The sequence below is a fragment of the Acetoanaerobium noterae genome, from assembly GCF_900168025.1.
GTDB classification, from domain to species: domain Bacteria; phylum Bacillota; class Clostridia; order Peptostreptococcales; family Filifactoraceae; genus Acetoanaerobium; species Acetoanaerobium noterae.
Genome location: NZ_FUYN01000002.1, coordinates 322150 through 344548 on the forward strand (window position 1 = coordinate 322150; position 22399 = coordinate 344548).

Consider the following 22399-nt stretch of genomic DNA (forward strand, 5'->3'; position numbering starts at 1 on the left):
ATAATCATTTACTTTTTTTCATCTGTTTTTATATCTCTTATTACATTACAGCCAGCTTTTGAGCAGGAGCCTTTTGATGAGCAAGCATAGCAACCATCGGTAGCTTCTCTTTTTACACTTCTAACAAGCAGAAAAATGCCTAGGCAAACTATAACTGCACCTATTAAATACGATATTATCATTTTATCATCGCCTCTCAAAAGGGTTATTAGTAATTGTTACCCAATTTCTGTATACTTGAATAAAAATTATTTTAAATTTATCATTTTTAGTTTAGATTTATATGAAAAAAGAGCCTACTTGATATACTAGAGTTGCGACTAGCCAAGCTACAAATAGCTGATATAAAATTGAAAAAGCAGTCCATTTGTAGGAATTTGTCTCTCTTTTTACAACTCCCATTACAGCAACGCAAGGTGTATATAGTAGGACAAACACCATAAAGGCATAGGCTGAAAGAGTACTAAAGGTTCCAGAAAGAGCAGAAGCAAAATCTCCAGCTGATTCGCCTATTCCATATATTATAGCCATGTTTGATATTACTATTTCTTTTGCAATTACACCTGTAAATAGGGAAAGTGCAGCCTGCCAGTTTCCAAAGCCAGCAGTAGATAGCATAGGAGCAAAGAATTTACCTATACTAGCTCCAAAACTTTGATTTATTTCACTAGGGCCTGACATATTAAAGCCTAATAAGAACCAAAGTACAACAGAGGCTCCAAAGATAAGAGTACCAGCTTTTGCTATATATCCCTTTACTCTATCCCATACGTGAAGAGCTAGGTTTTTTATGCTAGGAAATCTATAAGGAGGAAGCTCCATGATAAAAGGGGTCTCATCTGCTTTAAATATAGTTTTTTTAAATATTAAGCCTACTAAGATAGCAACTACTACTCCAAGAACATAAAGCGAAAACACTATGTATTTTTCATTTCCTGGAAAGAAAGCTGCAGCAAACAATGTATAAACTGGAAGTCTGGCTGAGCAAGAAACAAATGGAGTGATAAGGGTAGTTGTAAGCCTATCCTTTTGACTTTCAAGGGTACGTGTACTCATGATAGCTGGAACACTACAACCTAGACCTAGAACCATAGGAATAAATGCTTTTCCGCTTAAGCCTATGCCCCTCATAGCTCTATCCATAATAAAGGCAACTCTAGCCATGTAGCCTGTATCTTCCATAAGAGATATCATCAGAAACAAGCAAGCGACGTTTGGAACAAATATTATTACACCACCTACACCGCCTATAATTCCATCTACTACAAGAGAGATAAGCCAGTCTTGAGCGCCTATAGCCATAAGTCCAGCCTCGGCTGTAGGGGCTACTATTCCTGTGATGAACTCATCTAACATTCCGTTTAGAACATTTCCTGCAAGGTCATAGGTGAAAAAGAAAGTAAAAAACATCACCAGTGCAAAGATAGGTAGCCCTAAGTACTTGTGCGTAAGTACAGAGTCTACTTTGTCAGACGTAGTGATTTTATGAGATGAAGGTTTTTTTACAGCTGATTTTATAATGCCTTCAATATATTCATAGGTATAATCAGTTTTTGTTTCTTCTGCTAGCTCTGGGTCAGTAATACCAGAAATTTTCTCTTCCAATTTGTTTACGAAAGCCTGCATTTTTTGAGGCATAGTTTGATTTTTTACATCAGCTTCAGTTATAGCCCTGCTTATAAGCTCGTTTATGCCTTCGCTTTTTGAGGCTATTATAGGCACAACTGGTACTCCAAGCTCCATTGATAGCTTAGTTATATCAATTTCATAACCTTTTGCTTTTGCGACATCCATCATATTAAGGGCGATAACAGTAGGACGACCTAGCTCTAGAAGCTGCATCGTAAGGAAGAGATTTCTTTCTATATTAGAAGCATCGACGATATTTACAACTACGTCGGGCTTTTCGTTTATGACATAATTTTTGGCAATTATTTCCTCCATAGAGTATGGAGAAAGACTGTAGGTACCAGGTAAATCAACAAGAATTAGATTTTTATCTTCAAATTTCAGTTTTCCCTCTTTTTTTTCTACTGTCACCCCTGGCCAGTTTCCTACATATTGTCTAGCACCAGTTAGAGCATTGAATAAAGTGGTCTTACCGCTGTTAGGGTTTCCTGCCAGAGCCATAGTTATGTGGCTAATAGTCATGCTGAGTCTCCTTTATTTTACAATGATATTTTTTGCGTCTGATTTTCTAATTGCTATATGGTAATCCTTAACTCTTATATCTATAGGGTCGCCTAGAGGAGCAAATTTTTCTACTTTTATCTCACAGCCTTTAGTTATTCCCATATCTATCATTCTTCTTTTTAGAATTCCTGTGACATTTATGCTGTCAATTATAGCTGTTTCGCCTACCTTTAAATCAGAAAGCGTCTTCATTATGAAAATCTCTCCTAACTGCACTGGATTTTGTGAGCAGTAGATGCGTTTAGCACTACCTTTGAATCTCTAACCTTTACCATTATAGAGCCTTTAGTAAGTCCCTGAAGCACATAGAGCTTACAGCCTTTAGTAAAGCCCATATTCATTAACTTTTGCTTTAATTCAGCACTTGCAATTACATCAGATATAATTACTTCTTGGTTACTGCTTACCATTGAAAGCGGCATATTTGCATCTCCTTTTGTGATGAAATATATGTATAATAAATTAGTTGTATTATTGATAATCATTATCGCAGACTAATTGATAATGGGTTTCATTCTTTAATATTAATTATAGTACTTAGATAAAGTACTGTCAATGATAAAACTTATTAGTTGAGGGATTGTACCTATTACTTAATGCAATTATTTTGCAACAAAATTCTAGGATAATAACCTAGAAACTGATATAATATAAAGCGAAGTTTCAGTTTACCTAATGAAGGGATGATATTTAGTGAAAAAAGGTATTTTGGTTGCTAGCTTTGGAACGACATATATATCAACTAGAGAAAAAACAATAGGTGCAATAGAAGAAAAAATAGCTAAGGCATTTCCTGATTTTGAAGTGAGAAGAGCATTTACATCTTCTATGGTTAGAAAGCGTATATTAAAAAATGAAGGCATTCATGTCGATGATGTGGATGAGGCACTTTCTAAAATGAAGGAAGAGGGCTTTGAAGAGGTATATGTGGCTTCATTACATATAATAGCAGGCCATGAATATAAAAAGGTGAGCCACAGTATAAATAGATTCAAGGATGATTTTAAGGTTATAAAAGGAGCAAAGCCGCTTCTTTACTCAAAAGCTCACTACGATGAGGCAGTGGATGCCATTGCAAAGCTTATGCCAGAACTAAGTGAAAATGAAGCCTTAGTACTTATGGGACATGGAAGCGACCATGCAGCAAATGCAGCCTATGTAATGCTATACCATATGCTTGAGAGAAATCCACTTACTTCACATGTTTATTTAGGGACTGTGGAGGGCTATCCAGAGGCAGAGGATATACTGGAGGAATTAGAAGGTCAAGGCTATGAAAAGCTATACCTGCTTCCATTTATGATAGTGGCTGGAGATCATGCAATTAACGATATGGCATCTGATGAAGAGGATTCTTGGAAATCATTTTTTGAGTCAAATGGATATGGTGTAGAGCCTATATTAAAAGGGCTAGGAGAGTTTGAGCCAATATCAGAAATGTTTATTAAAAGACTTAAAGACTCTATGTAATTTTGATTGAGAAAGACCGTGTAATTTTGTAGATTAAAGCTTAAGAAGGAATAAAGATGCTAATAATAGATAAATTTGCTTATACTAATAACCTTAAGGACTTAAGTCCGAAAAAGAAATTTGGATACTCTATGGGGCTTTTGCTTGCGAGCTTGATTAACAAAGAGCCTCTTATTTTTATTGCAATTATTGCTTTTGCATTTGCAGGAACTGTGTTTTGGGCGAAGATTCCACTAGGAAAGTACTTAAAGATGCTAACTGTGCCTTTTGCATTTTTATTTACAAGTATTCTTGCAATAGTTTTTTCTTTTTCTCAGGACCAATCCGTATTTATATGGAGTGTAAATTTAAAGGTGTTTTATGTCGGGGTGACTGAGTTAGGACTCAACAATGCCCTGATTCTCTTCTTAAGAGCTATGTCAGCGCTTGGATGTCTTTATTTTCTAACGCTCACGACTCCTATGGATCAGCAGCTGTATATTATGAGAAAGCTTCATCTTCCAGCTTATTTTTTGGATTTATATGCGCTTACCTATAGATTTATATTTATTTTACTTGATGAATCCATTGAGATATACAGAGCTCAGGAGCTTAGATTTGGATATAATAATTTAAAAAACTCATATTCTTCTCTTTCTATACTCATTAGAGTCTTGTTTGAGAGAGTCATGAATAGATATCAAGATATGGAAATTGCACTAGATAGCAAGCTGTACACAGGAGATTTTCATATGGAAAAGCAGGAGGAACAAGATGCTTGAGATGAAAAATGTAACCTATATCTATGAAGACCAGACAGTTGCTTTAAAGGATATATCGATGGATTTGTCTAAAGGAAGCTGTATTGGAATAATAGGCTCTAACGGTGCTGGAAAATCTACATTATTTTTAAACTTTACAGGCGTACTAAAGCCTAAGCAAGGACAGATTTTTTATGATGAAAAACCTATGAAATACGATAAGGCAAGTCTAAGAGAGCTTAGAAAGCAGGTATCTATAGTATTTCAAGATCCAGATAAGCAGATATTTTTTTCAAAGGTCTATGACGATGTTGCCTTTGCTCTTAGAAATCTAGGGGTAGATGAGAAGGAGATAAATCACAGAGTAAATATAGCTTTAGCAAGCGTAGGAGCTAAGGATTTTGCTGACAAGCCAGTTCATTTCTTAAGTCATGGACAGAAAAAAAGAGTTGCGATTGCTGGAGTTATAGCTATGGACAGCGAGATAATTTTTATGGATGAGCCTAGTGCAGGCTTAGACCCGGTAGCTACAACTCAAGTAGAAGAGATAATAAAATCTCTATCAGAGCAAGACCGTAAGAAGGTTGTTATATCTAGTCACGACATGGATTTGATTTACAAGGTCTGTGATTATGTTTATGTAATGGATGAAGGAAGCATAATAGCTCATGGAGATGTATCTGAGGTGTTTATGATGGAAGAGGTACTAAATAAAGCAGGACTAATTCAGCCTTGGCTAGTAAAGCTTCATGCAAGGATGGGCTATCCTCTTTTTAAAACAGAAGAGGAATTATATAAATTTAAAGGATGTGCTAAGTAGCACATCCTTTAAATTTTACTATTGCCAATAAAATAAAATTTCTTGGAGTAGGTTTGATTTGGTTTATTATGTTAATGAGTGAGATTTTTATCATCAGAGATTGTAGAAGTATTTAATCTAGACTCTTCAGAGTCTAAGCTCATAGCATTTTTGGTATGGAGCTCACCATTCTCAATTTCTAGCTTTGCGACTGACATTTCTAAATTTCGTATTTGCTTGTCTTTATCCTTGATGGCTTTGTTCATGTTAAACTGCTTCATAAGACCAAGCGAAAATGCAATTATAGCTCCGATGATAGCAGAGATAAGTATTATAAGGGCTTGAGAAATTTCGAGATGATATACTATGAAGTTGACAGGAACGGCTGCTGAGTTTTGAATTGCAAATATAGCAACCAGTACTGCTAAAATTAAAGAAAAAATAAACTTTGCCTGCATATGATACCCTCCTTTAAATTTATTTGAAATATTTCAAATAAATTAGTTTTTGTAAAAAATAAAATTATGCCTAATAAATTTTATTTCTATTTTATTATATCTCTAAATACCTAACTTTAAACATATTATTATTTCCAATAGTATAAAATTGGCGAAGTTTTTGGGATTTTATTATCAAATTTGTTGAATATAATGTATAGTTGCTATTTTTTCTAAAATTTGGGTAATAGATAAATGATAATAAAAAGTGAGGGGGCCTCAGTTATGAAAGTTGATACCATATTAGTACCAGTAGACGGATCAGAAGGCAGTTTATTAGCTATAGACACAGCAAAAGCTATAGCACAAAAGTTCGACTCTAAAATTGTATTAATCCACGTGGTGGATGTGGGCACCAGAGGAACAATGCATGAATTCTATTCTTATGACCCAGTGGTTGAAGAGGCGCTTATTAAAAGAGGGGAAAAGCTACTAGATAAAGAAGCTCTTAAATTTGAGGGTATGAAGGTAGAAAAAATATCTCTAAAAGGCCAAGCTGGCGATGGCATAGTGACCTATGCAGATGAGAATCCAGTGGATTTAATAGTAATGGCTACAAGAGGCATGACTAGAGTTAGAAGATTCTTCGTGGGCTCAGTTACCAACTATGTAGTTCATCATTCAAAAGTGCCAGTACTTGCAATACCAGTAGAATAAAAGATTATGGGCTAAGAAATTAGCCCTTTTTTTAAGAAAGAAAAGCTTTTTAATGAGCATTAAAAAATAATTGACAAGGATATTTAGCAGGTGTATTATTAGTAAAGAAAAACAAAATAGACTGTTAACTCAGCTCTTTTAATTTAGTCCGAGAGACTAACAAGGAGGAAAATGATATGAAACATTTTATCGAAGTAAGTGACTTTTCTAAAGAGGAATTAATCTCATTAATCGAGGTAGGTCAAGACATCATGCAAAACCCAGCAAAATATGGGGATGCCATGAAGGGAAGACTCCTTGCCACACTATTCTATGAGCCATCAACTAGAACCCGTTTCAGCTTTGAAGCAGCTATGCTAAGACTAGGCGGACAGGTTATCGGCTTTTCAGAAGCACAAAATTCATCCGTTGCCAAAGGCGAATCCGTAAAAGATACAATCAGAACCGTAGCTTGCTATGCAGATATAGCAGTAATGCGCCATTATTTAGAGGGAGCACCTAAACTAGCATCTGTCTACTCAGATATTCCTGTAGTAAATGCTGGAGATGGAGGGCACCAACACCCTACTCAGACCATTACTGACCTTCTTACTATCCAAATGGAAAAAGGAAGACTTACAAATCTTAATGTAGTACTTTGCGGAGACTTAAAAAACGGAAGAACAGTGCATTCACTAGTAAAAGCATTATCAAAGTTTGAAAACAACACTTTCTACTTTGTATCACCTAAAGAATTAAAAATCCCTGATTATATAAAAAATCACATAAAAGACAGCTTGTTCTTTGAAATGGAATCATTGGAAGATGCTCTACCAATGGCTGATGTACTTTACATGACTAGAATCCAAAGAGAAAGGTTTGCTGACCCTGAGCAGTATGAGAAGCTAAAGGATTCTTGCGTACTTACTAAGCACAAAATGATACTTGCAAAAAGTGACATGATAGTAATGCATCCACTTCCAAGAGTAAATGAAATCTCAGAAGACGTAGACTCTGACCCAAGAGCAGTATACTTCCCACAAGCTAAATACGGAATGTTCGTACGTATGGCGCTTATTCTAAAGCTAGTAAGCGAAAAAGAAAACTCAGCAGAAAACCATGAAGAGCATAGACATGAATTATACTCAAGCTGTAGCAATCCAAAATGCGTATCTAACCATGAGAAGCTTGAAAAAGTTGGGTTTGGTCTACTTGATAAAGAAAACCACATCTACGCTTGTGAGTACTGCGATACTTACTACGCAGTATAATGAAGGAGGCTACCATGCTCTATCTTAAAAACTGCCATATAATAGACGAGGTATCGGACTATATTGACGATATCTTGATAGATTCAGGTAAGATAAAGCTTATTGGAAAAGCCAAAATAACTAACTATATAACTGAAAAGAATCAGGAAGCTTCGCTTCCTGATTTGCATGTCCAAACAAAGCTCGATATCCTCGAGCTAGATTTATGTAATAGGTTAGTTATGCCGGCTTTTGTAGATTTACACTTTCATATGAGAAATCCAGGTCAAGAACATAAAGAAACACTTCTATCTGCCAATAAGGCTGCCATAAAAGGCGGGTATACAGACCTTCTTGCTATGGCAAACACAAATCCTGTAATAGATAACAAAACTCTAATAACAGAAATAATAGAAAAAAATAATTCACTGGGTATGACTAGATTGCTGCAGGTGAGTGCAGTAACCAAGGAGCTAAATGGCAAGGATTTAGTAGATTTTGAGGAAAACAGAAAAGCAACTAAATTTTTTTCTGACGATGGCAAAAATATAGATGATGAACAAATCATGAGAGAAGCTCTACTTGCTTCAAAGCAGCATGATTTTATAATCCTAGACCACAGTGAAGAAGAAACTGAAATGGTAATAAGAAATCTAGACCTAGTAAGACAGACTGGTGGCAACCTGCACTTTTGCCATATAAGCAAAAAAGCTTCTATGGAGGCAATAATAAAAGCAAAAGAAGAAGGACTCAAAGTAACTGTAGAGGTAGCGCCTCATCATATATACGCTAGTAATGTAAGCTATAGAGTCAATCCTCCATTTGCGTCAGAAGAAGATAGACTGTTTCTCATAGAGAGCATAAAAAATGGATATGTAGATGCAATAGCAACTGATCATGCACCACATACACCAGAGGATAAAGGCAATAATGCACCTGGAATATCAGGCATAGAAACTTCATTTTCCCTATGCCACAAGGTATTTACTGACAACGAAATATCACTAAAGCTTCTAAGCAAACTACTTTCAGCAAGTCCAGCAAGGTTCTTAGGTCTTAGTCCTAGAGTGATAAGAGCAGGAATGCAGGCAAATCTAGTAGTAATAGAAGAAAAAAAATCTCAGATAGATAGCAGTTTGTTTGAGTCAAAAGGCAAAAATACGCCATTTGACAAGGAAATGGTATATGCAGTAATTGATAAAACGATAAGAAAAGGAGATATCCTATATGATAATGGACAAAATTAAAGAGAGGGCAATCAGCAGAAGCCCTTTTTGTGTGGGCATAGACCTTAGAATGGACCATGTTCCAGCAGAATTGCAAAACTCATTTACAAAGACATCTGACAAGCTAGTAGCCTATGCAAAGGAAGCTATAGATGCATCAAAGGAATATGCAGCTTGCTACAAAGTTCAAATTGCTTGCTACGAGGCAGAGGGCTTAGACGGCATGGTAGCATATCAGCAGATAGTATCATATATACGCTCTATAGGTGAAATTGTGATAGCTGATGTAAAAAGAGGAGACATAGGCTCTACAGCAGGACTTTATGCAAAAGGGCATCTAAGCGGAGACTTTGAAGCTGATGTAGTAACTCTTAGTCCATATATGGGAAAAGATGCAATATCTCCATACTTTGATTTCTTTGCAAAGGACAAGGGAGCTTTTGTACTTGCAAAAACATCAAATGAAGGTTCAAAAGATTTTCAAGATTTAATAATAGATGGACAGCCACTGTACATGAGTGTGCTTCAAAAACTAAAAGAGTGGAGCAAGGAAATCCCTGGGGATTACAAGTTTTCACCTCTAGGAGCAGTAGTAGGAGTAAATGAATTAAAGGATATAAAGGCTCTAAAAGAAAACAGCAAGGATACCTACCTACTTATTCCAGGCTATGGAGCGCAGGGAGCAAATATAGAAGATATAAGAGCCCTAATTCAAGAAAATAAAAACGGAGTAATAAATGTATCTAGAGGATACACTGCTGGTATAAAAGAAAGTGATTTTAGAAAAGTTCTAAGCCAAAGAGCACAGCAGTTAGCAAAGGAGCTGTCTGAATGTATAAAATAATCTCTAATCAGCAGATTGGAAACGACTTTTATATAATGGCAATAGAAGGAAGCTTTGAAGCAAATCCAGGCCAATTTTATATGCTAAGAGGCATAGGCTCGTTTATGACTCTTTCTAGACCTATAAGTGTATTTGATGTAGGAAAGGATAAAATTGCTTTTATGTATAGAGTAGTAGGAGAAGGAACTAAGTACTTTTCAAAGCTAAAAGAAGGCGATGAAATAACTTTATATGGACCATACGGAAATGGATACCCAGTATCTGATTACAAGGATAAAAAAGTAGCTTTAATCGGAGGAGGAATGGGGATAGCACCTTTATTTTACCTTGCAAAGCAGCTTGATAATGCAGAGATTCATTTGGGACTAAATAGCAGAGATTTGACTGCTGAGCAAAAGCAGTATTTAGGTCAGCTTTACGCTACTCATGCACCGACTACTATACATATAGACACGGATATGAGCGAAAAGCTGGACTTTTCAAAGTATGATGCTGTCATGACCTGCGGACCGGAAATAATGATGTACAAGCTTACTAAAAAGCATGAAAATGTCTATGTATCACTTGAAAAACACATGGGATGCGCTGTGGGAGCTTGTCTTTCCTGTACCTGTGATGTAGCTGGAAAAAGAGTAAAGGTATGTAAGGATGGGCCTGTGTTTAAAGGAAGTGAGGTGAGCTATGACGATGCAATCAAATTACTTTAATCTAAGCTTCAAAAACCCTGTAATAGCAGCATCAGGCACCTTTGGCTTTGGTCAGGAATACAAAGCCTACTACAATCCATCAATTCTAGGAGGAATCTCAGCAAAAGGGATAACTCTGGAAGCTAGAAGAGGAAACTCAGGAATTAGAATTACTGAGACTGCTGGAGGAATAATGAACTCAATAGGACTTGAAAATCCTGGAGTAGAGTCTTTCTTAGCAGATGAACTACAGCAAATGAGCACTATAGATACAGTAAAAATAGCAAACCTAGGAGGCTCTACGCTAGAGACCTATATAGAAGGTGCTAAGCTAATAGAAGAGCATAACAAAAAAGTAAAAGCAAATGCATCTACGCTTCTTCACACAGCAGTTGATTTGGTTGAGCTAAATATCTCATGTCCAAATGTAAAAGAGGGCGGGATAGCTTTTGGAATCACCTGCGAAGGGGCAGAAAAAGTAGTAAGGGAAGTAAGAAAAGTTCTTAGTGTTCCTATGGCTGTAAAGCTTTCACCAAATGCAGAAAATATAGTAAATGTAGCAAAAACTTGTGAATACGAAGGAGCAGATGGAATCTCACTTATAAACACCTTTTCTGCCCTTAAGATAGATATTAAAAAGAGAAGACCAGTATTTGACAATGTATATGCAGGGCTGTCAGGACCAGCTATAAAGCCTATAGCATTAAAAATGGTAAGAGAGGTAGCTAAAGCAGTAAAGGTACCTGTTATAGGTATGGGAGGAATAACAACAGCAGAGGATGCCATAGAATTTATCATGGCAGGAGCTCACTTGATACAATTTGGAACGGCTTCATTTATCAACCCTTATGCAGGAAAAGATATAGTTGAAGGGATAGAAGCCTTTATGAAGGAAGAAAACATTAAATCACTAGATGAAATAAGGGGGATAATATAAATGATAGAATTACTAAAGCAAACTGATGCACTACTTGAGGGGCATTTTCTACTATCTTCAGGCAAGCATTCAAATAGATATGTGCAATGTGCAAGAATACTTCGCTACCCAGATAAAGCGGAGGCTATATTAAAGCCAGTAGCTGAAAAGCTAAAGGAAATGAAGATAGATTTACTAGTTGGGCCAGCAATGGGAGGAATCCTAGTAGCTTATGAGCTAGGCAGACAGCTAGGAATAGAGGCTATATTTACTGAGAGAGTAGATAATATTATGGCTCTAAGAAGAGGCTTCGAGGTAAGTGAAGGAATGAATATAGTAATCTGCGAGGATGTAGTAACTACTGGAAAATCATCAATGGAAGTAAAAGCTCTGCTAGAATCAATGGGAGCAAAGGTAATAGCTATAGCATCTATCATAGACAGAACAAATGAAGAGCTAGAGCTTCCACTTATCAGCTCTCTGAGAGTAGAAATAGATACCTTTGATGCAGATGCTTGTCCACTTTGTAAACAAGGAACTCCTGTAGTAAAGCCTGGAAGTAGAAAAATGGACTAAGTAAAAATATATTTTACAAATATTTCTCCTATGATATAATTAAATTAAACTTACCCCAAGGGGGTATAAAATAGGAGGCTATTATGAAAAAAACACTTTCAGTATTTGGAATGACTTGTCATAAATGCGTTGCCCATGTAAAAATGGCTTTAGAAGAGCTAGAGCAGGTAAAAAGCGCTGAAGTATCACTTCAAGAGCAAAGCGCAGTAGTTGAGCTAAATGAAGATGTAGCTGATGAAGTGCTTAAAAATGCAGTAGAAGAATTTGGTTATGAGGTTAGAGAAATAAGATAAGGTGTTATAGCAAAAGAACTGTCTAAAAATGATATTTATTGATAAATAGACCTTAAAAATTTAAAAATCCTAGATTATTTAGAGCTTACAGAGATGTAAACAGATAAAATAATCTAGGATTTTTTTGTCTAATCAATCATATAGTGAATATATTTAAAAAAGCTAAAATTAGCATTATAAATGATTAACTAGCGAAAATTAAGTTTAATGAACTGGAAGCTTGATAACTTGACCAGCTTTTAATTTTAGCATTGGGTTAGAAATTTCTGGATTTAATACTAAAACATGTTGCCAAGCGAAGCCATGATCCATAGCAAGCTCCATTATGCTCATGTCGTGATGAACAGTGTAATTCATAGTTTCTGCAGGAGAAGGAACTATAACTTTTCCATCGTGATGCATAGGAGGCATAGGTTCAGGCATTGGTGCTGGAGTAACAGGAGCTGTTTCATTTACAGTCATTCTAGGAACTAGTGTAGTAGAAATAGTACCCATTTTCTTAATATAGTTTACTAAGATTTCATCAAATGCTGCATATTCATTAACTGTAGCATAAGGCTTAAGCATAGTGTAATCATCTCCACCAGCTGCCATAAAGTCATTAGTAACGAATAAATAAGCTTTTTCCATATCTACAGGAGAGCCGCCTATCATTAAATCACTTACTCTTGAGCCTGCAGGATTAGCAGTGTTAAAAGTAAATGTTATCCCAGCAACGTGAGGGAAGCCTCCGTTTTGTTCTGGATATTTAGAAAGTCCGTGCTCTAAAGCTGCTTTGATATCTTTTCCTTTCACTTCTTTAGTTACTAGATAGTTTCCAAATGGGAAAGAAGTTACTATGTGATTCTTAGTGATGTCTCCAGCTTCTATAGAAGCACGAATTCCACCACCGTTAGTAAGAGCTACTTCGGCTCCAGTAGCATCTAGCATAGCATCAGCTACTAATTGTCCGAAGTTAGTTTCTTTAGTACGAACATTTTCTCTAGCGCCATCAAGCATAACTGTAGAAGTACCTATTTTTTCAGATAGGATTTCATTTAGTCCTTTATCGATATCAGCTAGAAGTGCTACAACATCTGGATGAGGAACTATATCTTTAGTATCAGCTGCAGCCATAAGCTTAGCAGATTTTTCTGTAACTTCGCCATTTGCGATTTTTAAAGTTACAATTCCAAAAGCTTTGTCATATTCGCCAGTACTAGCGATAAGAGTATTTTTTACCATACGTCCTTCTTCAAGTGTAGTATGGCTGTGTCCATCTATTACTATATCAATTCCATCTACAGCTTCTGCTACTTTATCAGAAGTGTCATCTCCTTGGTCTAGGCCTAGGTGAGTAAGAGCTATAATAACATCTACATTTTCTTTTTCTAGAGCTTCTACAGCTTTTTTAGCAGCAGCTATGGTGTCTGTAAAGTCTATTGTTTCTACGTTTTTAGGATTTGTTTTGTATGAAGTCTCAGGAGTAGAAAGTCCAAAGATACCTACCTTAAATCCATCCATTTCTTTTATAACATAAGGCTTGAAAACCTCTTTGCCTGATTTATCCATAACATTTGCAGATACGATAGGAAAGTTCATCATCTTCTCTAATTCCTGCAATCTAGCAAAGCCATAGTTAAAGTCGTGGTTTCCTGGAGTAAAAGCATCGATGCCCATAAGATTAAGAATCTTAACTATACTTTCGCCTTGGCTAAGTGTAGCTATAGGCTGACCATGAAGAGTATCCCCAGCATCTAGCATAAGCACGTTTGGATTTTCCTTTAGTAAATCTTGCTTGTACTGAGCAATACGGTCAAAACCTACACCTGTTACTACTCCATCTTTCTCCACTGATTTAACTCTGGCATGAGTATCATTGAAATGAAGGATAACAAGCTCTTTTGCATCGTCAGCAAAAGCAGAAATAGGATTAAATAATACAAGAGAAAGTACCATAGTGATACTTAAAGCAAGTGACATAAATCTTTTGTTTCGCATAAAACCCTCCTTATTATAATAATATTATTGCGAGGAATTAATTTACCCCGCTATATAATTATAGACCAAATATCCGTCAAATAAACATATAAATGTAAAATTAGCTTTAATTTTTTGAATTTTCTTTTAAACTGTAAAACCAGCTTCCTCAAAGGTATACATATTTTTGTAGGTAAAGTTAGCTGCTTCAATTATATTAAAGCAAAGTGCAGCACCAGAGCCTTCGCCTAGTCTCATGTCCATCTGAAGCATAGGTGAGAGCTCAAGTAAATCAAAAGCTTTTTTTGAGGCAGGCTCAGCAGAAAAATGTGATGGAATCATATAAAGCTTTGATAATGGGTTTAGCTTGATTGCAAGTATAGCTGAAGCATAAGAAATAACTCCATCTAGCACTACAGGAATATTTCTGCTAGCACATGCTAGGATAGCGCCTGTCATGGCACCTATTTCAAAGCCACCTACCTTAGCAAGCACATCTACAGGGTCATTTTTATCAGGAGCATTAAGCTCGATAGATTTTTTAATTACATTTGCTTTATGTATTACACCTTCGCTGTTGAGTCCAGCGCCTATACCAGTTACTTCTATAGGCTCATAGTCTCCGTAAACTGATATGATAGCGCTAGTAGGCGTAGTATTTGCTATACCCATTTCACCTACTCCTATTACTCTGTAGCCGGCATCTATTAGTTTGTTAGTTTCTTCTATGCCTATTTCAATAGAAAAAATCGCTTCTTCATAGCTCATTGCAGGTCCTTTTGCCATATTAGAAGTGCCTTTTCTTATTTTTCTGTTGATTACTCCTGGAAGAAGCTCGTCGCAGTTTACACCTACGTCTACACCATAGACATCAGCATTTGCAAATCTAGCTAGAGCACCTACTCCAGTTATTTTTCTCACATAATTTGGAATCTGAATTTTTGTTATTTCCTGAGCGTTTGGAGCTACTCCTTCCTCATATACTCCGTGGTCGCCAGCAAAAGCTATGATAGCTTTTTTAGTAGTGTCGTAAAAATCCTGCCCATATATTCCTGCAAGCTGAATTGATATTTCCTCTAGCTTTCCTAGACTGCCCTTAGGCTTTATGAGTAAATCTTGTCTTTCCTGTGCTTTTTTCATCATTTCTTCGTTCAAATTTGTTATACTAGCGATAGTACTCTTAAAAAGTTCCATTAATTTACTCCCCTTATCCCGTATATTTAACGCAAATGATTTGCATCTTTATATTTATTATACTACCGTTAGTCAAGCCTGAAAATGGGTAAAAAGATAATCAGCGAGGTGAGAAAATGAAACTATATCAAGAAAATAATAAAGTAATAATCGATAAAATCAAAGATTTTGAACCAAAGCATATATTTGAGTGTGGGCAGTGCTTCAGATGGGATAAAGAGGAAGATGGCTCCTACACAGGAGTAGCAAATGGAAAAATACTCAATGTAAAGCTAGAAGGCGATACTTTGATACTAGATAACACAAATCTAGATGATTATCATAAAATCTGGCATAACTACTTTGACATGGATAGGGATTATTCCGCTATTAAAGCAGAGCTTGCTAAAATGGATGAACATCTTTACAATGCAACTATATTTGGTCAAGGAATGAGGATTTTGAATCAGGATACCTTTGAAATTGTTATTTCCTTTATAATCTCAGCTAGAAATGCCATTCCTATGATAAAAAGAAGCGTGGCGTTTTTATCGAAAGCTCTAGGAGAGGAAATCGGAGAATATAGAGGAAAGAAGTATTATGCTTTTCCGACTCCAAAAGCTCTTTCATCTTGTGATGAGCAGGTACTCATTGATTCGAAGGTGGCTTTTAGAAAAGGCTATATAAGAGACGCAAGCTATATCCAGCATTCACTTCAAATGGATATGTATAAGCTAAGGAATCTACCTACAGATATGGCGAGAAAAGAGCTAATGACAATTCCTGGAGTTGGGCCAAAGGTTTCAGATTGTATTTTGCTGTTTGGACTTTCAAAATACGATGTATTTCCTGTAGATGTGTGGGTACAAAGAGTAATGCATGAGTTTTATATTGAAAAAGAAATGAAGGACCTAAAGAAAATTAGAGAGTTTGGAATAGATATGTTTAAAGACAAATCTGGAATAGCTCAACAATATTTATTTTACTATGCTAGAGAAAAGGGGATAGGGAGGAAGTAAAAATGACATTTACGATATTTTTTGCCATTTTAGCTATCTTTGTATCTCTGCTCATATTCTTTGAAAATCGTGACCCTGCTAAGACTATAAGCTGGCTGCTGGTCATGATTTTTTTGCCTGGTATAGGCTTTGTGCTCTACTTGTTATTTGGTGAAAATTTAAGATCCTCTAAGGTCAAGAAAACCAAGGTAGCAGTTGCAAAATTTTTAAACAGTCAAGACATAAAGGGCATGATAAGTCTGCAAATATTAAGTGCAACACAAAAGCAAGCTTTAAAAGACAATGTCATGTTTCACGATTTAGAATCAGAGGGTAAAAAGAAGGTAATGCAGCTGATACTAAACTCAGAAAGATCTCCTTTTACTTTAAATAACAAAGTAGATATATATACAGATGGGCTTGATAAATTCGAGCAGATGTTAAAAGATATCGAAAATGCAAGAAGCTATATTCATTTGGAATACTTTATAGTGAAAAACTCTGAAATAGGAAAAAAACTCAAGGATGCGCTTATAAAAAAAGCGAAGCAGGGAGTGAAGGTTAGATTTATATATGATGAAATAGGGAGCTTCAGGCTCATATTTCATCCTGATTTTGCGAGAGAGATGAAATCGGCAGGAATCGAATTTCGCCCATTTATTCATATTCATTTCCCTTATATTCATAGGAAATTTAACTACAGGAATCATAGAAAAATCTGCGTAATAGATGGAGAAATAGGCTATATAGGAGGCCTCAATATAGGAGATGAGTATGTCCACGAAAATAAGAAATTTGGATTTTGGAGAGACACCCACCTTCGCATAGAGGGAGAGTCTGTATATATGCTCCAAACGATATTTTTAGTAGATTACTATATTGGCAGTGGACAAAAGCTAAATCAGCAGGAATTATTTCCTTCTATGGCATATAAAGGAGATTCTCTCATTCAAATAGTATCTTCAGGTCCCGATAATCAGTATGAAAGTATCTACAATGCTTATTTTTCATCTATAGCCCATGCTAAAAATACAATATATATAGAAACACCGTACTTCATACCTGACGACGCTCTGCTTACAGCACTTAGGACAGCAGTACTTTCTAGTGTAGATGTAAGGATAATATTTCCTTCATTTCCAGACCACAATGTAGTCTACTATGCATCCTTGTCGTATTTAGAAGAGCTTTTGGAGCTAGGATGCAAAGTATATCTCTATGAAAAAGGCTTTATTCACTCTAAGATGATTTTAGTTGATGAGGAAATAGCTTCTGTAGGTACTGCAAATATGGATATAAGAAGCTTTATGATTAACTTTGAGGTCAATGCTTTCATATATGATGAGCCTACAATTTCAAGGCTATATGAGATATTTGAAGCTGACATAAAGGACTCTAAAGAGCTTCTTTATTCTGATTTTAAAGCTCGTCCTATAGTTCAAAAAATCGCAGAATCAGCTGCTAGACTATTTTCGCCTATATTGTAAAAAGTAACACTTTGAAAACGCTTATAATACAATTAAAAATTTATTGGATATAATTAAGGAAATTATGATTTTTAGTAATTATTGCTTATTCATAATTTCCTTAATTTATTATAAAAAAATCAAAAAAAGGACTTGAAAAAAATTCAAATATTATATAACATATACTATGTAGTAGCACTCGATATAAAAGAGTGCTAACATTTAAACTAAAATTAAGCGCAAAGCTAGTCTTTGCAATAAAGCATCCCTTTATAGGGAGTATTAAATAATATTATTTAGGAGGGAATGTTTATTATGAAAATCAGACCATTAGCAGACAGAGTGGTAATTAAGATGGTAGAAGCAGAAGAAAAAACTAAAAGCGGTATCGTACTTCCAGGAAGTGCAAAGGAGCAGCCACAAATGGCTGAGGTAGTAGAAGTAGGACCTGGTGGAGTAGTTGACGGCAAAGAAATCAAGATGGAGCTAAAGGTAGGAGATAAAGTACTTTTCTCTAAATACGCAGGAACTGAAGTTAAATTAGATGGACAAGAGTTCACTATATTAAGACAAAGCGATATTTTAGCTGTAGTAGAATAAGAAATTTCACAAAGAAAACAATCATAAGAGATTAATCATAAAAAAGTAACTTGATTATAAATTAGGAGGAGTAATATAAGATGGCTAAAGAAATTAGATTTTCAGAAGAAGCTAGAAAAGCTCTAGAAATTGGTGTTAATAAGCTTGCAGATACAGTAAAAGTAACTATTGGACCTAAAGGAAGAAACGTAATTTTAGATAAAAAATTCGGTTCACCACTTATTACTAACGACGGTGTAACTATAGCAAAAGAAATCGAATTAGAAGATCCATATGAAAATATGGGAGCTCAGCTAGTTAAAGAGGTTGCCACTAAAACTAACGACGTAGCAGGTGATGGTACTACAACAGCAACACTTTTAGCTCAAGCAATAATCAGAGAAGGTCTTAAAAACGTAGCTGCTGGTTCAAACCCTATTCTGCTTAGAAAGGGTATCCAAAAAGCTGTAGATACAGCAGTAGCAACACTAAAAGCAAATTCTAGAACAATTGAAAATAAAGAGTCTATAGCTCAAGTTGCAGCTATTTCTGCTGGAGATGAAGAAATCGGTAAATTAATTGCTGAAGCTATGGAAAAGGTAGGAAATGACGGAGTTATAACTGTAGAAGAGTCAAAATCTATGGGAACTACTCTTGAAGTGGTTGAAGGTATGCAGTTTGATAGAGGATATGTATCTGCTTACATGGTAACAGATGTAGAAAAAATGGAAGCTACACTTAGCGAGCCTTACATCCTAATCACTGACAAGAAAATTTCTAATATCCAAGAAATCCTTCCAATATTAGAGCAAATAGTACAACAAGGAAGAAGACTTCTTATCATTGCTGAAGATGTTGAAGGAGAGGCTTTATCTACATTAGTTGTAAACAAATTAAGAGGAACATTTGAAGTTGTTGCTGTTAAAGCTCCAGGCTTTGGTGACAGAAGAAAAGCTATGCTAGAAGATATTGCTATCCTTACAGGTGGAAGAGTGATTTCTGAAGAAATCGGCTTAGACCTTAAAGAAGCTACATTAGATATGCTAGGAAAAGCATCTACAGTTAAAATCTCAAAAGAGAACACAACTATAGTAAACGGAGCTGGAGAAGAAAAGGCTATCAAAGATAGAATAGCTCAAATCAAGAGACAAATCGAAGAAACTACTTCTGAGTTTGATAAAGAAAAGCTTCAAGAAAGACTTGCTAAGCTTTCTGGTGGAGTAGCAGTTATCGAAGTAGGAGCAGCTACTGAAACAGAGCTAAAAGAGAGAAAACTAAGAATGGAAGATGCTCTAAATGCTACAAGAGCAGCAGTTGAAGAAGGTATAGTACCTGGAGGAGGAACAGCTCTAGTTGCAGTTATGGACGAAGTAGAAGCTCTAATTAAAGATGAGCAGACAGCTGAGACTAAAACTGGTATCCAAATAGTTCTAAAAGCTCTTCAAGAGCCACTTAAGCAAATCGCTATAAACGCAGGACTTGAGGGTGCTGTAATTGTTGAAAACGTAAGAAAATCAGATAAAGACCATGGATTTGATGCTCTAAACGAGCAATATGTAAACATGATTGATGCTGGTATTATTGACCCTACTAAGGTAACTAGATCAGCTCTTCAAAATGCAGCATCAGTTGCAGCTACACTTCTTACTACAGAAGCAGCAGTAGTTGAAATCAAGAGTGATGAGCCAGCTATGCCAATGGGCGGCGGAATGCCAGGAATGATGTAGTAAGCTATTTATAAAAAAATAGCCTTGGTATTAAAACTTATAACAATATAGATAATCATAAAAATAAAGGTGTGGAATTTCCGCACCTTTATTTTTTATATAGTATAAAATTTATATTGAATAAATTACGAACTGTAAACTACAAACTATAAAACAGATTAATACTATAGAAGTGAATTAAAATTTTATAAATCTAATTTTTTTGATTCTGGGTTTCCTCGCATTTATAAACAGAGATTTGTTCATTTAATTGCTCGCTCATTTGATAGATATCATCAAGGCTAGAGGTGATTTCCTCTATATTTGCAGATTCCTCTTGAGCAGTTTGATTTAGCTGATCTACAGTAGTTGCATTTTCATGAGATAGCTTGTTTAAATCCTGACTTATTTGGAAAACTGTTTTTTGATTTTCAGAAATTATATCGATTCTGCTTTTTAAATTATATATACTTGAAATTACGTTCTCGATAGAGTGCTCAGTTGATAAATAGTGAGCTAAAGTACTTTCAACTGCAGCATTAGATGAAGAAATCATAGAGCGATTATCACTTGTGATTTCATTTGCAGTTTTAATTTCATTAGTGACCTTGTTTAGGATGACCTGAATGGCGTCAACTGATTGAGCAGATTCTTCAGCTAGCTTTCTTATTTCCTCTGCTACAACAGCAAACCCTCTACCCTGCTCTCCAGCTCTAGCAGCTTCTATGGAAGCATTTAGTGCAAGCAGATTCGTTTGATTTGCTATACTACTTATGGTCTCTACTATGCTAAGAATAGCACCGGATTCCTCATACAAATCCTTCATGGAATCGTTTAAAGTCTCAAAGCCTGTGCTTGTTCTAGCAAACTGCTCCTTCATACCAACAAGAGCGTCGTGAGAAATTTTAGTGTTATCTGATACCAATTTACCGTCCTGCATGGATTTGTCAGCAAGCTCACACATATCCTCTAGGTTTTTATTAAGCTTTGTATTAAGTTCAGTGAGATGGTCCATCTGCTCTATTTGAACCTGAATATTTTCGTGAGTTTCTTCCATTGAAGCTGTAGACTCCTCAATCATTGCTGAGATATTATGGGTAGACTCTGTCACAGACTTAAAGTTGTCTTGAATATTTTTTCCAAGGTAATATATTTGCTTTATTAAATTATAGTTGTTGGTTTGAAGCTGGCTTAAAGAAGTCTTAAGAAGAGAAAATTCTCCACGATAGTTACCCTCTATCTTGTGACAGATTTCATAGTTAGCAAGTAATTCGCAATCAGAGGCTAAGGTTTCTATTGGCTTTAGTGATTTTTTGATATATGAGTATAGAATAAATCCAATCACTGCTAAAATTATAGCCAAAAGTCCGGTTGTAAGCATGAGGAGCTCGGATTTTTTTTCAAAAAGCTCAGTAACATCAAAATCAATTCCACAGTATGCATAAATTTCACCGCTAGTATTTTTTAGAGGAAAGTAATTAGTATATAAAAGGCTTCCTTCGTACTCTTCTACTTCTCCAAACTGGGCATCTTGACTCTTCTTAACTTCATCATAGATGGGCTTGTATTCGTCCTCAACTTCCTCAAATAGTGAAGCCATATCTGATTCAACTATAGTACCGTCAATCAAGTATTCCCAGGTTCCGTTATTTTCTATTACTATATAAAGAAATTTTGCTGTTGTTGCACTAGAAAGTGCGACTAGAGATTTTCTAATATCTTTGTATAGACGAGAATCCTCAGTTTTTCCCATAATCATCTCTTGGACAGTATTTTCGTCAACTAAATTGTTTACAGCACTCCATGTGTTATTAGCTATTAGATTCATTTGATTATTTGTGATGGTGTTTAAAGTGTAAAAGTTAATTGATAGAAGTAGAGCGGCTGTCAAGATAAAGCAAATGAGCGCAATACTTACAAGTCTGGTGCTTATTTTTTCAGTGAATTTGATTTTTTCCATATAGCCTCCTTGTAAATAAATGACATATTAATGCTGAATACAGCTGATGAATAAATGATGATTAAGTAAAATGATATACAATGATTCTGTCAAGGATTAGTCATAGTGAAGAAAATGGATGGACTGAGTACACTTTATTGATACATCAGAAAAGTCAATTGGTTCTGATTGACTATAAAGTTATGTAATGTTACCATAAAAAAGCTTCAATCACAAGATTGTAAATTAAGTTTAACTTTGTATTTGCAATAGATTGAGTAAGTAAGCAGTTTTTGATGTCAGATATGATATAATTACTTATAACGAAGATATATTAAATATAACTAAAATAATTTCTGAAAAAAATAAATATAATACAAAGGAAAATATAATTTATTCCAAAATATGAATAGTATCCAGATAAATAATAAATAATTATTAATAAATAATTGA

23 protein-coding genes are annotated in these 22399 nt (G+C 35.4%); 15 read left to right on the forward strand and 8 right to left on the reverse strand.

The window, feature by feature from the left end; translation table 11 throughout:
• Positions 1–8: 8 nt before the first annotated feature.
• The 4 genes from B5X47_RS13690 to B5X47_RS05130 form a co-directional block, all read right to left on the reverse strand.
• Positions 9–182, reverse strand: a complete 174-nt coding sequence (locus tag B5X47_RS13690; protein WP_143215767.1) for a FeoB-associated Cys-rich membrane protein — start codon at positions 180–182, stop codon at positions 9–11.
• Between the two features lie 97 nt (positions 183–279).
• Positions 280–2151, reverse strand: coding sequence for a ferrous iron transport protein B (gene feoB, locus B5X47_RS05120; protein ID WP_079589120.1), 1872 nt, complete (start codon positions 2149–2151; stop codon positions 280–282).
• A gap of 12 nt (positions 2152–2163) precedes the next feature.
• The gene (locus tag B5X47_RS05125; RefSeq protein WP_013360489.1) at positions 2164–2385 is read right to left on the reverse strand and encodes a FeoA family protein; all 222 of its coding nucleotides are present in this window, start codon (positions 2383–2385) and stop codon (positions 2164–2166) included.
• Between the two features lie 14 nt (positions 2386–2399).
• Positions 2400–2615, reverse strand: a complete 216-nt coding sequence (locus tag B5X47_RS05130) for a FeoA family protein (RefSeq protein WP_159446403.1) — start codon at positions 2613–2615, stop codon at positions 2400–2402.
• A 271-nt stretch (positions 2616–2886) separates the two neighbouring features.
• Here B5X47_RS05130 and B5X47_RS05135 point away from each other — a divergent pair, with 271 nt between their 5' ends.
• From B5X47_RS05135 to B5X47_RS05145, 3 genes are read left to right on the forward strand one after another with little or no spacing between them, the layout of a single operon-like run.
• A complete protein-coding gene (locus B5X47_RS05135; protein WP_079589122.1) occupies positions 2887–3663 on the forward strand; it encodes a sirohydrochlorin cobaltochelatase in 777 nt (258 codons plus the stop codon).
• Between the two features lie 56 nt (positions 3664–3719).
• Positions 3720–4424, forward strand: coding sequence for a cobalt ECF transporter T component CbiQ (cbiQ, locus tag B5X47_RS05140; RefSeq protein WP_079589123.1), 705 nt, complete (start codon positions 3720–3722; stop codon positions 4422–4424).
• Positions 4417–5223: an energy-coupling factor ABC transporter ATP-binding protein gene (locus tag B5X47_RS05145; protein ID WP_079589124.1), complete on the forward strand. Its 807-nt coding sequence runs from the start codon at positions 4417–4419 to the stop codon at positions 5221–5223. The genes cbiQ and B5X47_RS05145 overlap by 8 nt, the downstream gene beginning before the upstream one ends.
• Positions 5224–5294: 71 nt before the next feature.
• Here the strand turns inward: B5X47_RS05145 and B5X47_RS05150 are convergent, their stop codons facing one another.
• A complete protein-coding gene (locus tag B5X47_RS05150; RefSeq protein ID WP_079589125.1) occupies positions 5295–5660 on the reverse strand; it encodes a lipopolysaccharide assembly protein LapA domain-containing protein in 366 nt (121 codons plus the stop codon).
• Between the two features lie 264 nt (positions 5661–5924).
• Between B5X47_RS05150 and B5X47_RS05155 the strand changes: the two genes are divergently transcribed.
• The 8 genes from B5X47_RS05155 to B5X47_RS05190 all read left to right on the forward strand — a co-directional run bounded on the left by B5X47_RS05155 (position 5925) and on the right by B5X47_RS05190 (position 12126).
• Entirely contained in the window at positions 5925–6356 is a 432-nt protein-coding gene (locus tag B5X47_RS05155; protein ID WP_159446404.1) for a universal stress protein, read from the forward strand.
• A gap of 176 nt (positions 6357–6532) precedes the next feature.
• A complete protein-coding gene (pyrB, locus tag B5X47_RS05160) occupies positions 6533–7606 on the forward strand; it encodes an aspartate carbamoyltransferase (protein WP_079589127.1) in 1074 nt (357 codons plus the stop codon).
• A 14-nt stretch (positions 7607–7620) separates the two neighbouring features.
• Positions 7621–8832, forward strand: coding sequence for a dihydroorotase (locus B5X47_RS05165; RefSeq protein WP_159446405.1), 1212 nt, complete (start codon positions 7621–7623; stop codon positions 8830–8832).
• On the forward strand, positions 8813–9655 hold the full coding sequence (gene pyrF / locus B5X47_RS05170) for an orotidine-5'-phosphate decarboxylase (protein ID WP_242951005.1): 843 nt from the start codon (positions 8813–8815) through the stop codon (positions 9653–9655). The genes B5X47_RS05165 and pyrF overlap by 20 nt, the downstream gene beginning before the upstream one ends.
• Positions 9643–10362, forward strand: a complete 720-nt coding sequence (locus B5X47_RS05175; RefSeq protein WP_079589129.1) for a dihydroorotate dehydrogenase electron transfer subunit — start codon at positions 9643–9645, stop codon at positions 10360–10362. The genes pyrF and B5X47_RS05175 overlap by 13 nt, the downstream gene beginning before the upstream one ends.
• A complete protein-coding gene (locus B5X47_RS05180; RefSeq protein ID WP_079589130.1) occupies positions 10343–11278 on the forward strand; it encodes a dihydroorotate dehydrogenase in 936 nt (311 codons plus the stop codon). The genes B5X47_RS05175 and B5X47_RS05180 overlap by 20 nt, the downstream gene beginning before the upstream one ends.
• Positions 11279–11833 carry an orotate phosphoribosyltransferase gene (gene pyrE / locus B5X47_RS05185; RefSeq protein ID WP_079589131.1) on the forward strand — a complete coding sequence of 185 codons (555 nt, stop codon included), beginning with the start codon at positions 11279–11281 and terminating at the stop codon, positions 11831–11833.
• A gap of 83 nt (positions 11834–11916) precedes the next feature.
• A complete protein-coding gene (locus tag B5X47_RS05190; RefSeq protein ID WP_079589132.1) occupies positions 11917–12126 on the forward strand; it encodes a heavy-metal-associated domain-containing protein in 210 nt (69 codons plus the stop codon).
• 204 nt (positions 12127–12330) lie between these two features.
• Here the strand turns inward: B5X47_RS05190 and B5X47_RS05195 are convergent, their stop codons facing one another.
• Positions 12331–14106, reverse strand: a complete 1776-nt coding sequence (locus tag B5X47_RS05195; protein ID WP_079589133.1) for a bifunctional metallophosphatase/5'-nucleotidase — start codon at positions 14104–14106, stop codon at positions 12331–12333.
• Positions 14107–14232: 126 nt separating this feature from the next.
• Positions 14233–15279 (reverse strand): nicotinate-nucleotide--dimethylbenzimidazole phosphoribosyltransferase, encoded by a 1047-nt coding sequence (gene cobT, locus B5X47_RS05200; protein WP_079589134.1) that lies wholly within the window; start codon positions 15277–15279, stop codon positions 14233–14235.
• A gap of 116 nt (positions 15280–15395) precedes the next feature.
• Between cobT and B5X47_RS05205 the strand changes: the two genes are divergently transcribed.
• The 4 genes from B5X47_RS05205 to groL all read left to right on the forward strand — a co-directional run bounded on the left by B5X47_RS05205 (position 15396) and on the right by groL (position 20028).
• Entirely contained in the window at positions 15396–16277 is an 882-nt protein-coding gene (locus B5X47_RS05205; protein ID WP_079589135.1) for a DNA-3-methyladenine glycosylase family protein, read from the forward strand.
• Positions 16278–16279: 2 nt separating this feature from the next.
• Positions 16280–17743, forward strand: a complete 1464-nt coding sequence (gene cls, locus B5X47_RS05210) for a cardiolipin synthase (RefSeq protein WP_013360507.1) — start codon at positions 16280–16282, stop codon at positions 17741–17743.
• A gap of 294 nt (positions 17744–18037) precedes the next feature.
• Positions 18038–18322, forward strand: coding sequence for a co-chaperone GroES (gene groES / locus B5X47_RS05215; protein WP_013360508.1), 285 nt, complete (start codon positions 18038–18040; stop codon positions 18320–18322).
• An 80-nt stretch (positions 18323–18402) separates the two neighbouring features.
• Complete coding sequence (groL, locus tag B5X47_RS05220) at positions 18403–20028, forward strand: chaperonin GroEL (protein ID WP_079589136.1); 1626 nt, start codon at positions 18403–18405, stop codon at positions 20026–20028.
• Between the two features lie 193 nt (positions 20029–20221).
• On the opposite strand, the gene B5X47_RS05225 is transcribed toward groL, so the two are convergent.
• The gene (locus tag B5X47_RS05225) at positions 20222–21967 is read right to left on the reverse strand and encodes a methyl-accepting chemotaxis protein (protein WP_079589137.1); all 1746 of its coding nucleotides are present in this window, start codon (positions 21965–21967) and stop codon (positions 20222–20224) included.
• Between the last annotated feature and the right edge of the window lie 432 nt (positions 21968–22399).